Annotated in this window: 14 protein-coding genes; 5 read left to right on the top strand and 9 right to left on the bottom strand. The window is 64.3% G+C overall.

Annotation, left to right across the window (positions count from 1 at the left end):
• Positions 1 to 26: 26 nt before the first annotated feature.
• The 5 genes from prpF to LOY33_RS08975 all read right to left on the bottom strand — a co-directional run bounded on the left by prpF (position 27) and on the right by LOY33_RS08975 (position 6,923).
• Positions 27 to 1,217 (bottom strand): 2-methylaconitate cis-trans isomerase PrpF, encoded by a 1,191-nt coding sequence (gene prpF / locus LOY33_RS08995; protein ID WP_104572282.1) that lies wholly within the window; start codon positions 1,215 to 1,217, stop codon positions 27 to 29.
• Positions 1,218 to 1,351: 134 nt separating this feature from the next.
• Positions 1,352 to 3,940 carry a Fe/S-dependent 2-methylisocitrate dehydratase AcnD gene (acnD, locus tag LOY33_RS08990; protein WP_213607265.1) on the bottom strand — a complete coding sequence of 863 codons (2,589 nt, stop codon included), beginning with the start codon at positions 3,938 to 3,940 and terminating at the stop codon, positions 1,352 to 1,354.
• A gap of 193 nt (positions 3,941 to 4,133) precedes the next feature.
• Entirely contained in the window at positions 4,134 to 5,261 is a 1,128-nt protein-coding gene (prpC, locus tag LOY33_RS08985; RefSeq protein ID WP_043863074.1) for a 2-methylcitrate synthase, read from the bottom strand.
• A 58-nt stretch (positions 5,262 to 5,319) separates the two neighbouring features.
• Positions 5,320 to 6,210: a methylisocitrate lyase gene (prpB, locus tag LOY33_RS08980; protein WP_043863075.1), complete on the bottom strand. Its 891-nt coding sequence runs from the start codon at positions 6,208 to 6,210 to the stop codon at positions 5,320 to 5,322.
• Positions 6,207 to 6,923 (bottom strand): GntR family transcriptional regulator, encoded by a 717-nt coding sequence (locus tag LOY33_RS08975; protein ID WP_043863076.1) that lies wholly within the window; start codon positions 6,921 to 6,923, stop codon positions 6,207 to 6,209. The genes prpB and LOY33_RS08975 overlap by 4 nt, the downstream gene beginning before the upstream one ends.
• A gap of 210 nt (positions 6,924 to 7,133) precedes the next feature.
• On the opposite strand from LOY33_RS08975, the gene LOY33_RS08970 reads away from it, so the two are divergent.
• The 4 genes from LOY33_RS08970 (at position 7,134) to pabB (ending at position 11,640) form a co-directional block, all read left to right on the top strand.
• Entirely contained in the window at positions 7,134 to 7,670 is a 537-nt protein-coding gene (locus LOY33_RS08970) for an ATP-dependent zinc protease (RefSeq protein WP_043863077.1), read from the top strand.
• 5 nt (positions 7,671 to 7,675) lie between these two features.
• Entirely contained in the window at positions 7,676 to 9,208 is a 1,533-nt protein-coding gene (locus LOY33_RS08965; RefSeq protein ID WP_043863078.1) for an inactive transglutaminase family protein, read from the top strand.
• Positions 9,208 to 10,188 (top strand): alpha-L-glutamate ligase-like protein, encoded by a 981-nt coding sequence (locus tag LOY33_RS08960; protein WP_043863079.1) that lies wholly within the window; start codon positions 9,208 to 9,210, stop codon positions 10,186 to 10,188. Before LOY33_RS08965 ends, LOY33_RS08960 begins: the two co-directional genes overlap by 1 nt.
• A gap of 108 nt (positions 10,189 to 10,296) precedes the next feature.
• Complete coding sequence (pabB, locus tag LOY33_RS08955) at positions 10,297 to 11,640, top strand: aminodeoxychorismate synthase component I (protein ID WP_258662469.1); 1,344 nt, start codon at positions 10,297 to 10,299, stop codon at positions 11,638 to 11,640.
• Between the two features lie 65 nt (positions 11,641 to 11,705).
• Here pabB and thrH read toward each other — a convergent pair whose 3' ends face one another.
• Entirely contained in the window at positions 11,706 to 12,323 is a 618-nt protein-coding gene (gene thrH / locus LOY33_RS08950) for a bifunctional phosphoserine phosphatase/homoserine phosphotransferase ThrH (protein ID WP_043863081.1), read from the bottom strand.
• A gap of 128 nt (positions 12,324 to 12,451) precedes the next feature.
• On the opposite strand from thrH, the gene LOY33_RS08945 reads away from it, so the two are divergent.
• Positions 12,452 to 13,186, top strand: coding sequence for a phosphoadenylyl-sulfate reductase (locus LOY33_RS08945; RefSeq protein ID WP_054915690.1), 735 nt, complete (start codon positions 12,452 to 12,454; stop codon positions 13,184 to 13,186).
• A gap of 156 nt (positions 13,187 to 13,342) precedes the next feature.
• On the opposite strand, the gene cysB is transcribed toward LOY33_RS08945, so the two are convergent.
• From cysB to LOY33_RS08930, 3 genes are all read right to left on the bottom strand, one after another.
• Positions 13,343 to 14,317, bottom strand: a complete 975-nt coding sequence (gene cysB / locus LOY33_RS08940) for an HTH-type transcriptional regulator CysB (RefSeq protein ID WP_043863083.1) — start codon at positions 14,315 to 14,317, stop codon at positions 13,343 to 13,345.
• Between the two features lie 124 nt (positions 14,318 to 14,441).
• Positions 14,442 to 14,939: a universal stress protein gene (locus tag LOY33_RS08935; RefSeq protein ID WP_043863084.1), complete on the bottom strand. Its 498-nt coding sequence runs from the start codon at positions 14,937 to 14,939 to the stop codon at positions 14,442 to 14,444.
• Positions 14,940 to 15,030: 91 nt separating this feature from the next.
• Entirely contained in the window at positions 15,031 to 15,939 is a 909-nt protein-coding gene (locus tag LOY33_RS08930) for a 5'-nucleotidase (protein ID WP_043863085.1), read from the bottom strand.
• Positions 15,940 to 16,120 lie beyond the last annotated feature (181 nt).

The raw sequence follows: 16,120 nt of genomic DNA, 5'->3' as shown, positions 1-16,120 counted from the left end.
GAAAGGAGAGCCGAGCACCGCTGCCTCTAGAAGGTATCGCCAGGTACGCGTACCCAACCCTCCATCAGCACGCGAGCGCTGCGGCTCATGATTGCTTTGGTAACGGTCCAGTCGCCATTCACCTGGCGCGCCTCGGCGCCCACGCGCAAGGTGCCCGAGGGGTGACCGAAGCGCACGGCGCTGCGCTCGCCGCCACCGGCAGCAAGGTTGACCAGGGTGCCGGGGATGGCCGCCGCGGTGCCGATGGCCACCGCTGCCGTACCCATCATGGCGTGGTGCAGCTTGCCCATCGACAACGCACGCACCAGCAGGTCGATATCGCTCGCTGCCACGGTCTTGCCGCTGGAGGACTGGTAGTCGGCCGGCGGTGCCACGAACGCCACCTTGGGCGTGTGCTGGCGCTGCGCGGCCTGCTCGACGTGCTCGATCAGGCCCATGTGCACGGCGCCGTGGGCACGAATGGTTTCGAAACGCGCCAGGGCCTCGGGGTCGCCGTTGATTGCGTCCTGCAGCTCGGTGCCGGTGTAGCCCAGGGCCTGGGCGTCGATGAAGATGGTCGGGATGCCGGCGTTGATCAGGGTTGCCTTGAAGGTGCCGACACCGGGCACCACCAGGTCGTCGACCAGGTTGCCGGTGGGGAACATCGAGCCGCCCGCGCCGTCTTCGTCGGCGGCCGGGTCGAGGAATTCGAGCTGCACTTCGGCGGCCGGAAAGGTCACGCCGTCGAGTTCGAAGTCGCCGGTTTCCTGCACTTCGCCTTCGGTGATCGGTACGTGGGCGATGATGGTCTTGCCGATGTTGGCCTGCCAGATGCGCACCACAGCCACACCATTGCGCGGGATGCGACTGGCGTCGACCAGGCCGGCGCTGATGGCGAACGAGCCGACTGCCGCCGAGAGGTTGCCGCAGTTGCCGCTCCAGTCGACGAAGGCCTTGTCGATGGCGACCTGGCCGAACAGGTAGTCGACGTCGTGCCCGGGCTTGATGCTGCGCGACAGGATGACTGTCTTGCTGGTGCTGGAGGTGGCCCCGCCCATGCCGTCGATCTGCTTGCCGTAGGGGTCGGGGCTGCCGATAACCCGCAGCAGCAGCGCATCGCGCGCGGCGCCGGGGAGCTGTGCGGCTTCGGGCAGGTCTTCGAGGTTGAAGAACACGCCTTTGCTGGTGCCGCCACGGATGTAGGTGGCGGGGATTCTGATCTGGGGTACGTGTGGCATGGAAACATGTGTCCTCTGGAATACAACACAATCCTGTGTAGGAGCCGGCCTTGCCGGCGAAGGGGCTGGTACATCAATGCACCCTGCGTCGCTCCCTTCGCCGGCAAAGCCGGCTCCTACAGGTCAGGTGTACGTCAAGCCACCGACGACTCGAGGAAGTCCTGGGCAAAGCGCTGCAGTACACCGCCCGCCTCGTAGATCGACACCTCTTCCGCCGTGTCCAGACGGCAGGTCACCGGCACCTCCAGGCGCTCGCCGTCACGCCGCGTGATCACCAGGGTCAAGGTGGCCCGCGGTGTCCGCTGCCCCACCACGTCATAGGTCTCGCTGCCATCGATACCCAGGGTCTTGCGGTCGGTGCCCGGCTTGAACTCCAGCGGCAACACGCCCATGCCCACCAGGTTGGTACGGTGGATACGCTCGAAGCCCTCGGCCACGATGGCCTCGACACCGGCCAGGCGCACACCCTTGGCCGCCCAGTCGCGCGACGAGCCCTGGCCATAGTCGGCACCGGCCACGATGATCAGCGGCTGCTTGCGCTGCATGTAGGTCTCGATGGCCTCCCACATGCGTGTCACCTTGCCCTCCGGCTCGATACGCGCCAGCGAACCCTGCTTGACCTTGCCGTTCTCCTGCACCATCTCGTTGAACAGCTTGGGGTTGGCGAAGGTCGCGCGCTGCGCGGTCAGGTGGTCGCCACGGTGGGTGGCGTAGGAGTTGAAGTCCTCTTCGGGCAGGCCCATCTTCGCCAGGTACTCGCCTGCGGCGCTGTCGAGCATGATCGCGTTGGACGGCGACAGGTGGTCGGTGGTGATGTTGTCCGGCAGCACCGCCAGCGGGCGCATGCCCTTGAGCGAGCGCTCGCCTGCCAGCGCGCCTTCCCAGTACGGCGGGCGACGGATGTAGGTGCTCATGGCGCGCCAGTCGTACAGCGGGTCGACCTTGGGCCCGGTGTCTTCGTGCACGGCGAACATCGGGATGTACACCTGGCGGAACTGCTCCGGCTTGACCGCAGCCTTGACCACTGCATCGATCTCTTCGTCGCTGGGCCAGATGTCCTTGAGGCGGATTTCCTTGCCGCCCACCACGGCCAGCACGTCCTTCTCGATATCGAAACGGATGGTACCGGCAATGGCGTAGGCCACCACCAGCGGCGGCGAGGCCAGGAAGGCCTGCTTGGCATACGGATGGATACGCCCGTCGAAGTTGCGGTTGCCCGACAGCACGGCGGTGGCGTACAGGTCGCGGTCGATGATTTCCTGCTGGATCACCGGGTCCAGAGCGCCGGACATGCCGTTGCAGGTGGTGCAGGCAAACGCCACGATGCCAAAGCCCAGCTGCTCCAGCTCATCCTCCAGGCCCGCCTCTTTGAGGTACAGGGCCACGGTCTTGGAGCCTGGCGCCAGCGACGACTTGACCCACGGCTTGCGCGTCAGCCCCAGCCTGTTGGCATTGCGCGCCAGCAGCCCGGCAGCGATCACGTTGCGCGGGTTGCTGGTGTTGGTGCAACTGGTGATGGCAGCGATGATCACCGCGCCGTCAGGCATCTGCCCCGGCACCTCTTCCCATTGCCCGGCAATGCCCCTGGCAGCCAGCTCGCTGGTGGCCACCCGGGCATGCGGGTTGGACGGGCCGGCCATGTTGCGTACCACGCTCGACAGGTCGAACTGCAGGCCACGCTCGTATTCGGCATTGACCAGGCTGTCGGACCACAGGCCGGCGACCTTGGCGTAGGTTTCCACCAGCTTGACCTGGGCGTCTTCACGACCGGTGAGCTTGAGGTAATCGATGGTCTGCTGGTCGATGGAGAACATCGCCGCCGTCGCGCCGTATTCGGGGGCCATGTTGGAGATGGTCGCGCGATCGCCCAGGGTCAGCGCACGGGCGCCCTCGCCGTAGAACTCGAGGTAGGCGCCTACCACCTTGGCCTTGCGCAGGAACTCGGTGAGCGCCAGCACCACGTCGGTGGCGGTGATGCCTGGCTGCGGCTTGCCGGTGAGCTGCACGCCGACGATTTCCGGCAGGCGCATCCAGGACGCACGACCCAGCATCACGTTCTCGGCCTCCAGGCCGCCGACGCCGATGGCGATCACGCCCAGGGCATCCACGTGGGGGGTGTGGCTGTCGGTACCGACGCAGGTATCGGGATAGGCCACGCCCTGCTCGGCGTGGATCACCGGCGACATCTTCTCCAGGTTGATCTGGTGCATGATGCCGTTGCCGGGCTGGATCACATCGACGTTCTTGAACGCCTTCTTGGTCCAGTTGATGAAGTGGAAGCGGTCTTCGTTGCGACGGTCTTCGATGGCGCGGTTCTTCTCGAACGCCTGCGGGTCGAAGCCGCCGCACTCCACGGCCAGCGAGTGGTCGACGATCAGTTGCACCGGCACCACCGGGTTGACCTGGGCCGGGTCGCCGCCCTTGTCGGCGATGGCGTCACGCAGGCCGGCAAGGTCAACCAGTGCGGTCTGGCCAAGGATGTCATGGCACACCACGCGGGCCGGGTACCAGGGGAAGTCGAGGTCGCGCTTGCGCTCGATCAGTTGGCTGAGCGAGGCATCGAGGGTTGCCGGGTCGCAGCGGCGCACCAGGTTTTCGGCCAGTACGCGGGAGGTATAGGGCAGCTTGTCGTAGGCGCCGGGGCTGATGGCGTCGATGGCGGCGCGGGCGTCGAAGTAGTCGAGCGTGGTGCCCGGCAGGTGCTTGCGAAATTCAGTATTCATGGACGCGGGACTCAATCACGGATAAGTCGGCGGTGCGCAGTCCCCCTGATGGCATACCCCGCCCCCTGTGGGAGCGGGCTCGACCCGCGATGGCATCGGCGCGGTATCAGCTACTGCGCGCAGCGGCTATCGCGGGGCAAGCCCGCTCCCACCAGGTTCGGCAGGGCCATATCAAAGGTACTGCACGCCAGTCTCAGCGTTGTTCGATTGGCACGAACTTGCGCTGTTCGACGCCGGTGTATTCGGCGCTCGGGCGGATGATGCGGTTGTTGGCACGCTGTTCGAACACATGCGCCGCCCAGCCGGTCAGGCGCGAGCAGACGAAGATCGGGGTGAACAGCTTGGTCGGGATACCCATGAAGTGGTAGGCCGAGGCATGGTAGAAGTCGGCATTGGGGAACAGTTTCTTCTGTTCCCACATGGTCTTGTCGATGGCTTCGGACACCGGGTACAGCACGGTGTCGCCCACCTCGTCGGCGAGCTTCTTCGCCCAGCCCTTGATCACTTCGTTGCGCGGGTCGGACTCCTTGTAGATGGCATGCCCGAAGCCCATGATCTTGTCCTTGCGCTCGAGCATGCCGAGGGTGCCGGCAACGGCTTCCTGCGGGGTCTTGAAGCGCTCGATCATTTCCATCGCGGCCTCGTTGGCACCACCGTGCAGCGGCCCGCGCAGCGAGCCGATGGCCGCCGTCACGCACGAGTACAGGTCCGACAGGGTCGAGGCACACACCCGGGCAGTGAAGGTCGAGGCGTTGAATTCGTGCTCGGCGTACAGGATCAGCGAAACGTTCATCACCTTGACGTGCAGCTCGCTCGGCTTCTTGCCGTGCAACAGGTGCAGGAAGTGCCCGCCCAGGGTGTCTTCGTCGCTGGTGCAGTCGATGCGCACGCCATGGTGGCTGAAGCGGTACCAGTAGCACATGGCCGCCGGGAACAGCGCCAGCAGGCGGTCGGTCTTCTCGTGCTGCAGGCCGAAGTTGAGCTCCGGCTCCAGGGTGCCGAGCACCGAGGAGGCGGTACGCATCACGTCCATCGGGTGGGCGGTGACCGGAATGCGCTCGAGCACTTCCTTGAGCGCCTGGGGCAGGTCGCGCAGCGCCTTGAGCTGGTGCTGGTACTCGCTCAGCTCGGCCTGGGTCGGCAGCTCGCCGTACAGCAGCAGGTAGGCGACCTCTTCGAACAGCGCGTGCTCGGCCAGGTCGCGAACGTCATAGCCACGGTAGGTCAGGCCGGCGCCGGCCTGGCCCACGGTCGACAGTGCGGTTTGCCCGGCCACCTGACCACGCAGGCCGGCACCACTGAGTACTTTTGCTTCGGCCATTGGTTTTCTCCACTTTTGAATTTGTTATGGGAATCGGCTAATTGCGGTGTGCTGCGGTTCAGCTCTTCTTCTGAGCGAACAGTGCGTCGAGCTTCTGCTCGAACACGTGGTAGTCGATGGCATCGTAAAGCTCCATGCGAGTCTGCATGGTGTCGATGACGTTTTTCTGCGTGCCGTCGCGGCGCAGCGCGGTGTAGACGTTCTCGGCCGCCTTGTTCATGGCGCGGAACGCCGACAGCGGATACAGCGCCAGCGACACGTCGGCCGAAGCCAGCTCTTCGGTGGTGTACAGCGGCGTGGCGCCGAATTCGGTGATGTTGGCCAGGATCGGCGCCTTCACGCGGTTGGCGAAGGTCTTGTACATCGACAGCTCGGTGATGGCCTCGGGGAAGATCATGTCGGCACCGGCCTCGATGCACGCCGCAGCGCGATCCAGCGCGGCCTCCAGGCCTTCGACCGCCAGGGCGTCGGTACGCGCCATGATCACGAAGCTGTCGTCGGTACGCGCGTCCACGGCCGCCTTGATGCGGTCGACCATCTCCTGTTGCGAGACGATTTCCTTGTTCGGACGATGGCCGCAGCGCTTGGCGCCCACCTGGTCCTCGATATGAATGGCGGCGGCGCCGAACTTGATCATCGAGCGGACCGTGCGCGCCACGTTGAACGCCGACGAACCGAACCCGGTGTCCACGTCCACCAGCAGCGGCAGGTCGCACACGTCGGTGATGCGGCGCACGTCGGTCAGCACGTCATCCAGGCCGGTGATGCCCAGGTCGGGCAGGCCCAGCGAGCCTGCCGCCACACCGCCACCGGAGAGGTAGATGGCCTTGAACCCGGCGCGCTTGGCTAGCAGCGCATGGTTGGCATTGATGGCGCCGACGACCTGCAGCGGGTGCTCGGCGGCGACTGCATCGCGAAAACGCTGGCCGGGACTGCTTTTCTGACTCATGACTCACCTCGTGGGCTAGGGGCGGTGGCGTCTTTGTAATGACGCTCGATATTGCGCTTGGATGCGCCGATGTGGCGGCGCATCAGTAATTCGGCCAGCTCGCCGTCACGGTCGGCGATGGCATCGAGAATCCGGTGGTGTTCGGCGAACGCCTGGTGCGGGCGGTTGGGCGTGGCGGAGAACTGGATGCGGTACATGCGCACCAGCTGGTACAGCTCGCCGCACAGCATCTGCACCAGGGTGCGGTTGCCGCTGCCCTGGATGATGCGGTAGTGGAAGTCGAAGTCGCCCTCCTGCTGGTAGTAGCCCACCCCGGCCTGGAACGCGGCATCACGCTCATGGGTGTCGAGCACCCGGCGCAACTCGTCGATCTCGGCTACGCTCATGCGTTGGGCGGCCAGGCGGCAGGCCATGCCCTCGAGGGACTCGCGAATCTCGTACAGCTCGATCAGCTCGGCATGGCTCAGCGACACCACCCGCGCCCCTACGTGCGGCACCCGCACCAGCAGGCGCTGGCCTTCCAGGCGGTGGATGGCCTCGCGCAGCGGGCCGCGGCTGATGCCGTAGGTACGCGCCAGCTCCGGCTCGGAGATCTTGCTGCCGGGGGCGATCTCGCCCTTGACGATCGCGGCCTGGATACGCCGGAAGACGTTTTCGGAAAGCGTCTCCGAATCTTCCTGAAGGGGGGCGGAGGCTTGGGCTGCATCCAGCATATTGTCGACACCTTGAAAATCTGTAGGGCTAAAATTAGCTAATTAAGCCACCCCAGTCAAAGACAAATTCAATATTGTCGACAATCGCCTAAGAACGAACTTCGTGTCTGTCGGTGTTGTCTGACTCCAGCCGCTGGCATCGACACACCAGCGTGGTAGAATGCCGCCGCCTCTGAGGGGGCAAACCCCCACAGCATCGCGTCAGGATTTATGAGACTCACACCCTTTCTACTGTTACTCAGCCTCTGTGGGCTGCCTGCCCTGAGCCAGGCGGCAGACAAGACTGTCTATGGCCTCAATGAATATGCCCGCCTTGTCGATATCGACCTCGAGGTTGCGGCCAAGCTCGACACCGGGGCCAAGACCGCCTCGCTGAGCGCGCGCGATATCAAGCGCTTCAAGCGCAACGGCGAATCGTGGGTGCGCTTCTATCTGGCAATTGACGCAGCCCATTCGCATCCGATAGAACGACCACTGGCTCGTGTCAGCAAGATCAAGCGACGCGCCGGTGACTACAACCCGGACGAAGGCAAGGCCTATACCTCCCGCCCGGTGATCGCGCTGAATATCTGCATGGGTACGGCCCTGCGCAGCATCGAAGTGAACCTGACCGACCGCAGTGCCTTCCAGTACCCGCTACTGATCGGCTCCGAGGCGCTCAAGCACTTCGACGCGCTGGTCGACCCAAGCCTTAAATACGCTGCCGGCAAACCTGCCTGCGCCACTGACGCTCATACCGCAGAGTAATTTCGATGCGCTCTCTTACCCTTCATCTGAAAGTCCTGATCACCCTCCTGGTGTTGCTGGGTGTGTCGATCACGGCGTACCAGATCTTCATGCTCGGCATCCCGGTGACCGAAGACGAAACCGACGACCTGTGGAACATCGATGCCAAGGTCGAGTTCGTCGCCAGCCCCAAGGACCCGATCAAGATCCAGATGTTCGTGCCGCCATTGAGCAACGACTACGTCAGCCTCAATGAGAGCTTCATCTCCAACAACTACGGCGTGAGCGTCAACCGTGTCGATGGCAACCGCAAGGTGACCTGGTCGGCGCGGCGCGCCAAGGGCAACCAGACCCTCTACTACCGCCTGGTACTGACCAAGCGCTACAGCAGCGAAAAGGTCAAGATCAAGGGCCCGACCTTCCGTGACAGCCAGCCGGTCGAAGGGCCGGAGAAGATCGCCGCCGAAGCGTTGATGGCACCTATCCGCCAGCACTCGGCCGACGTCGAGACCTTCGTCAGCGAGACCATCAAGCGGGTCAACAACCCCAACGACGACAACGTCAAGCTGCTGCTGGCCGGCGATGCCTCTTCGCTGAACAAGGCCAAGGTCATCGACCTGCTGCTGTCGATCGCCCACGTACCGGTGGAGAAGGTGCACACCATCCGCCTGCTGGCCGACCAGCCGCAGAGCCCGGAACTGTGGCTGCGCAGCTTCAACGGCAACGACTGGCTGTACTTCAACCCGGACACCGGCGAGCAGGGCCTGCCGGCCGACCGCCTGCTGTGGTGGACCGGCGATGACCCGCTGATCACCGTCGATGGCGGCAAGAAGGTCAACGTCAGCTTCAGCCTGAACAACAGCGAGATGAACGCCATCCGCCTGGCCAAGCTGACCGACGAGAACACCGACGCCGACTTCCTCGAATACTCGCTGTACGGCCTGCCGCTGCAGACCCAGCAGACCTTCATGATCATGGTGATGATCCCGATCGGCGTGCTGGTGATCCTGGTGCTGCGCAACCTGATCGGCCTGCAGACCCTGGGTACCTTCACCCCGGTGCTGATCGCCCTGGCCTTCCGTGAGACCCAGCTGGGCTTCGGTATCGCCCTGTTCACGGTGATCACCGCGCTGGGCCTGACCCTGCGCTCCTACCTCGAACACCTGAAGCTGCAGATGCTGCCGCGCCTGTCGGTGGTACTGACCTTCGTGGTGGTGCTGATCGCGGCCATCAGCCTGTTCAGCCACAAGCTGGGCCTGGAGCGCGGGCTGTCGGTGGCACTGTTCCCGATGGTAATTCTGACCATGACCATCGAACGCCTGTCGATCACCTGGGAGGAACGCGGCGGCGGCCATGCCATGAAAGTCGCCATCGGCACCCTGTTCGCCGCCTCGGTCGCGCACCTGCTGATGAGCGTGCCCGAACTGGTGTACTTCGTGTTCACCTTCCCGGCGGTGCTGCTGATTCTGGTGGGCTTCATGCTGGCGATGGGCCGCTACCGCGGCTACCGCCTGACGGAGCTGGTGCGCTTCAAGGCCTTCGTGAAGGCTGACGCCTGATGTTCGGCCTATGGAAAACCTGGAAGGCCCTGGAAGCCCGGGGCATCATGGGTATCAACCGGCGCAACGCGGACTACGTGCTCAAGTACAACAAGCGCAACCTGTACCCGATCGTCGACGACAAGATCATCACCAAGGAGCGGGCGATCAAGGCCGGCATCCACGTGCCGGAAATGTACGGGGTGATCTCCACCGAAAAGGACATCGACAAGCTCGACGAGATCATCGGCGGGCGCAGCGATTTCGTCATCAAGCCGGCGCAGGGCGCCGGTGGTGACGGCATCCTGGTGATCGCCGACCGCTTCGAGAACCGCTACCGCACGGTGTCCGGCAAGATCATCACCCACGAGGAAATCGAGCACCAGGTATCAAGCATCCTCACCGGGCTGTATTCGCTGGGTGGCCATCGCGACCGCGCGCTGATCGAGTACCGGGTAACCCCGGACCAGATCTTCAAGAGCATCAGCTACGAAGGCGTGCCGGACATCCGCATCATCGTGCTCATGGGCTACCCGGTCATGGCCATGCTGCGCCTGCCCACGCGCCAGTCCGGCGGCAAGGCCAACCTGCACCAGGGCGCCATCGGCGTGGGTGTGGACCTGGCGACCGGGCTGACCCTGCGCGGTACCTGGCTGAACAACATCATCAGCAAGCACCCCGACACCACCAATGCGGTGGACGGCGTGCAACTGCCCAACTGGGACGGCTTCATGAAGCTGGCCGCCGGCTGCTATGAACTGTGCGGCCTGGGCTACATCGGCGTGGACATGGTGCTGGACCAGGACAAGGGCCCGCTGATCCTGGAACTCAACGCCCGCCCCGGCCTGAACATCCAGATCGCCAACGATTGCGGCCTGACCCTGCGCACCCACGCCGTCGAGGCGCACCTTGAGGAACTGGCCAGCAATGGCATCAAGGAAAGCGTCGAAGAGCGCGTGCGCTTCGCCCAGGAACTGTTCGGCCACATCCCGGCGCAGTAATCTGCCACCGCCCTGGCGCAGCCGCGCACAGGGCGGTCGCCGATCCGCTAGGAGCATCGCCTGCACAGGGCTACAATGCTCGCCCCGCCTCGACAGCTGTTCACCCGAATGCCGACCTGCACACTTCACCCCCTGCCCTACCAGGCCGACCCGGCCGCCTACTTTGCCCGTATCCGCCAGGCACCTGGCGCCGTGCTGCTCGACAGCGCACGGCCTGGCGCCGTGCGTGGGCGCTTCGACCTGCTCAGCGCCTGGCCACTGTGCACGCTGACCCCGGACGCCGAAGAAGACGGCCAGCACTACCTGCAGCGCCTGCGCGAGCAACTGGCCGGGCTTGGGCGCGCGCACTTGCCGGCAGGTGTCGAGCTGCCGTTCGCCGGCGGCCTGATCGGCTACCTGAGCTACGACTTCGGCCGGCGCCTGGAGCGCCTGCCCGCCATTGCCTGCGACGACCTGGGGCTGGGTGACGCAAGCCTGGGGCTGTATGCCTGGGCACTGATCAGCGACCATCAGCTGCAGCGCAGCCAGCTGGTGTTTCATCCGGCGCTGCCCGCCACCGAACGCGAGCGCCTGGTGGCACTGTTCGAGCACGACGCCCCGACGGCAACCGGCGCATTCAGGCTTGCGGCGCCAATGCGCGGCGACCTCGCAGCCGAGGATTACCGTCAGGCGTTCGAGCGGGTGCAGCAGTACATCCATGCCGGCGACTGCTACCAGATCAACCTTACCCAACGCTTTCGCGCACCCTGCCAGGGCGACCCGTGGACGGCCTACCAGGCGCTGCGGGCTGCCTGCCCTACGCCCTTCTCCGGCTATCAGGTACTGGCCGATGGCAGCGCGCTGCTGAGCTTCTCGCCCGAGCGCTTCATCAGGGTCAGCCAGGGCGAGGTCGAAACCCGCCCGATCAAGGGCACCCGTGCGCGCAGCGCCGACCCCGTGCAGGATGCCGCCAATGCTGCCGAGCTGCTGGCCAGCACCAAGGACCGCGCCGAGAACCTGATGATCGTGGACCTGCTGCGCAACGACCTGGGGCGCAGCTGCGCTACCGGCTCGGTGCAGGTGCCGGAGCTGTTCAGCCTGGAGAGCTACCCCAACGTGCACCACATGGTCAGCAGCGTGACCGGACGCCTGGCACCGGGCAAGGATGCGCTGGACCTGATAGCCGGCAGCTTCCCCGGCGGCTCGATCACCGGGGCGCCGAAGATTCGGGCGATGCAGATCATCGACGAACTGGAGCCGAGCCGACGTGCACTGTATTGCGGCTCGCTGCTGTATGTGGACGTGCGCGGGGAGATGGACAGCTCGATCGCCATCCGCAGCCTGCTGGTGAAGGACGGCCAGGTGTGCTGCTGGGGAGGCGGTGCGGTGGTGGCGGACTCGCAGTGGGAGGCGGAGTACGAGGAGTCGATCACCAAGGTCAGGGTGTTGCTCCAGACCCTGCAGGGCCTCTAGAACGCTTCGCCGGCAAGGCCGGCTCCTACAGCGTGCAGGAGCCGGCCTTGCCGGAGAAGGCGGTATTACAGGCTCAACGACCTGTTCGAGGCCTTGATGAACTCTTTCTTCAGCGCCTCGAAATCATGCACCGCCGGGAACTGCGGGAACTCGCGAATCACGTTTTCCGGCGCATGGAACAGGATGCCTGCATCCGCCTCGCCCAGCATGGTGGTGTCGTTGTACGAGTCACCCGCCGCGATCACCCGGTAGTACAGGCTCTTGAATGCCAGCACCGACTGGCGCTTGGGGTCTTTCTGGCGCAGTTGGTAGCCGGTCACACGATCGCTCTGGTCGGTGATCAGGCGGTGGCACAGCAAGGTCGGGAAACCCAGCTGGCGCATCAGCGGCTGCGAGAATTCGTAGAAGGTGTCGGACAGGATCACCACCTGGAAACGCTCGCGCAACCAGTCCACGAACTCGATGGCGCCGTCCAGCGGCTTGAGCGTGGCAATCACTGCCTGGATGTCGGAGAGCTTGAGGCCATGCTCATCCAGGATGCGCAGGCGCTGCTTCATCAGCACGTCGTAATCGGGAATGTCGCGGGTGGTGGCCCGCAACGATTCGATTCCGGTTTTTTCCGCAAAGGCGATCCAGATCTCCGGGACCAGTACACCTTCCAGGTCGAGACAGGCAATTTCCACAGCTCACTCCTCGAACAACGCTAAAAATGGAAGGCGCACTCTACAGGCGCGCCGTCTAACCCGGCAATTTTTGTTAACATTCGCCCATTACGAGCGCCAAGCGCCATTCAATGACCGGAAGCCGCCTGATGAGCCAACCCTTCGACGTCGCCGCCCTCGCCGCGACCTATGCCAACAAGTCCCCGCAGGACATCCTCAAGCTCGCCTTCGAACACTTCGGCGACGACCTGTGGATCTCCTTCAGTGGCGCCGAAGACGTGGTGCTGGTGGACATGGCCTGGAAGCTGAACAAGAACGTCAAGGTGTTCAGCCTCGACACCGGCCGCCTGCATCCGGAAACCTACCGGTTCATCGACCAGGTGCGCGAGCAGTACAAGCTGCCGATCGAGATCCTTTCCCCTGATCGCAGTGCACTCGACCCCTTCGTGAAGGAAAAGGGCCTGTTCAGCTTCTACAAGGACGGCCACGGCGAATGCTGCGGCATCCGCAAGATCGAGCCGCTGCGCCGCAAGCTGAGCACCGTCAGCGCCTGGGCCACCGGCCAGCGCCGCGACCAGAGCCCGGGCACCCGCAGCCAGGTGGCCGCGCTGGAAATCGACAGCGCCTTCTCCACCCCCGAGCGCACCCTGTACAAGTTCAACCCGTTGGCGCAGATGAGCAGCGAAGAGGTGTGGGGCTATATCCGCATGCTCGAGCTGCCCTACAACAGCCTGCATGAACGCGGCTTCATCAGCATCGGCTGCGAACCCTGCACGCGCCCGGTACTGCCCAACCAGCACGAGCGCGAAGGCCGCTGGTGGTGGGAGGAGTCGACTCAGAAGGAATGCGGGCTGCACGCCGGCAACCTGATTACCAAGGGCTGAACATGCACACCCTGAGCGCAGCACCTGGCCCCACCTGCCAGACATCGCGTCAGCAGTAAGGGCATCGTGGCCAGTGGCTGGGCTACCTGCTCGCGGGGCTATCTGCAGGAGCGCCTTCAGGCCACCGTGCTGGCGGCCTGAAGGCACTGCAAGGGCTTAATGCACTGGCAGTTCGACGCCAGCGAACAGCTCTTCGAGTTCCTGCTTGTTGTGGCACTGGATGGCCTTGGCCATCACTTCACGGGTCAGGTGGGGCGCGAACTTCTCGATGAAGTCGCACATGAAACCACGCAGGAAGGTGCCACGACGGAAACCGATCTTGGTGATGCTGGACTCGAACAGCTCACTGGCATCGAGCACCACCAGGTCGTTGTCGAGCTTGGTGTCCACCGCCATCTTGGCCACGATGCCCACGCCCAGGCCCAGGCGCACGTAAGTCTTGATCACGTCGGCATCGGCCGCGGTGAACACCACCTTGGGGGTCAGGCCGCGATGGCTGAAGGCTTCGTCGAGCTTGGAGCGGCCAGTGAAGCCGAACACATAGGTCACGATCGGGTATTCGGCCAACGCCTCCAGGGTGAGCTTGGGCAGCTTGGTCAGGGGGTGACCCTGCGGCACCACCACGCAACGATTCCAGCGGTAGCACGGCATCATCACCAGATCACCGAACAGCTCCAGGGCCTCGGTGGCGATGGCGAAGTCGACGGTACCGTCAGCCGCCATCTCGGCGATCTGCATCGGCGAGCCCTGGTGCATGTGCAGCGCCACTTCAGGGTATTGCTTGATGAACGAACTGATCACCGGCGGCAGGGCGTAGCGTGCCTGGGTGTGGGTGGTGGCGATCGACAGGGTGCCCTTTTTCTCGTTGGAGAATTCCTGGGCGATCTGCTTGATGCTCTCGACCTTGCGCAGAATCTCGCCGGCGGTGGTGATGATGCGCTCACCTGCCGGGGTCACGCGGGTCAGGTGCTTGCCGCTGCGGGCGAACACTTCCACACCCAGCTCGTCTTCCAACAGGCGAATCTGCTTGCTGATCCCCGGCTGGGAGGTATACAGGCTCTGCGCTGTCGCGGAGACGTTGAGGTCGTGGTGCGCCACTTCCCAGATGTAGCGCAATTGTTGAAGCTTCATAGGTATCCCTCAAATCAACTGGGCGTCACCGGCAGCAGCGACGAGTTATAACTATATTAGTGGTTTGAAGAATAAATCTAGAACTATTTCTTCAGCTTTCTTACAACGTCCTACACCGCCTCCCCTATGACTTGCGCCGCCCCAGGTACTGCGCCAGGGGCACCATGTACACAGGCACGGGCGACAGCTGCAGGACGCGTACCGCCGTGCGCCCCAAGGGGATCTCGCTACCGGCGCCCTGGCTGTGGCTGCCGACGATCAGCAGGTCGACGCTCAGGCGCTGGGCCTGCTCCAGGATCACGTCGGCCGGGTCGCCCTGGCGTACCCGCACCGCGCGGATCAGCGCCAGGTCTTCCTTCTCGCCCAGTTCATCCTGAAAGTTCTCCAGCACCCGCTGTTCGATGTTCGCCATCACGGTATTGAGCGCCCGACCGCGCATATGGGACAGGGTATGTTCATCAAGGTAGCTTTCCAGCAGCGATTCGGCGAACTGGCCCATCGGTTCCACGGCATGGACCACGTACAGTTCGGCGCTGAAGCTGCGTGCCAGCGCCAGCGCGTGTTGCATGACATAAGGGGAGTAACAACCGAGGTCGGTGGCACACAGCATCGAACGGATCATTTGACCTCCTAGCTGCCGATACGGCAGGGCAAGGTTCAGCTTAGCAGCGCCAAAACGACGCGCAGAGCCGTCCGGCGCCCTGCCAGGCGGCCTAGCCGGGGGTACGTTCGTTGCTGATGCCGTGGGGCACATGGCCGGTGGCGACCACTGCACTGGCGCGTTCGCAGTGCCCTGCCTGGTCGTCGAAGAACACATCGGCCGCGAACGCCTCGAGAAACGCCGACTTGTCCAGGCCGCCGAGAAACAGCGACTCGTCCAGGCGAATGTCCCATTCGCGCAAGGTGCGGATGACCCGCTCGTGGGCCGGCGCCGAGCGCGCCGTCACCAGTGCGGTGCGAATCGGACAGGCGCCACTGGGGAACTCTTTCTGCAGCACGTTGAGCGCCGCCAGGAAGGCCTTGAACGGCCCGCCGCGCAGCGGCTCGCGGGCCGACTCGCGCTCGCTGGCCTGGAACGCCTCCAGGCCGCCTAGCTGATAGACGCGCTCGGACTCGTCGGAAAACACCACTGCATCGCCATCGAAGGCGATACGCAGCTCCGCGCTGGCCGCACGCCGTGCCCCGCCGGAAAGGATGGTGGCAGCGGCAAAGCCGGCGTCCAGTGCGCGGCGCACATCTTCTGCATCGGTGGACAGAAACAGGTGGCAACCAAAGGCGGCCAGGTACGGATACGGACTGCGCCCGCCAACGAAGGCTGCCCGCGAGATACCCAGACCATAATGCTCGATGGAATTGAACACCCGCAGCCCGGTGTCGGCGCTGTTGCGTGACACCAGCACCACCTCGACCCGGGCCTGGCCGAGGCTGGCGTTGAGGCCCAGCAGCTTTTCCACCAACGGGAACGCATCACCCGGTTGCAGGTATTCGTCTTCGTGCTCGATCTGGTACTGGCGGTAGGCTTCGACACCCTCGGCCAGGAACAGTCGATGGCTCTCGCTGAGGTCGAACAGTGCCCGTGATGAAATGGCTACCACCAGTTTGTCGCCAAGGCCTTTGCTCATCGCCGCTCTGCTCCGCACTGCCCTGCATCGGGCGCCATAAGGTCAAACAATCGACACACTATCAGGCCGGGCGCTGCCGCCCGCAACCTGCGAGCGTGTCGGGTGACGGCACTTTTGATCAGAAAAGCCCATACCAATGGGCCAAAGCGGCAGGAAAGCGGGCCCTGCCCATTGTCGAATC

The organism is Pseudomonas sp. B21-036 (assembly GCF_024748925.1).
GTDB classification, from domain to species: Bacteria; Pseudomonadota; Gammaproteobacteria; order Pseudomonadales; family Pseudomonadaceae; genus Aquipseudomonas; species Aquipseudomonas palmensis.
This window is presented reverse-complemented; position numbering and strand designations above follow the sequence as displayed.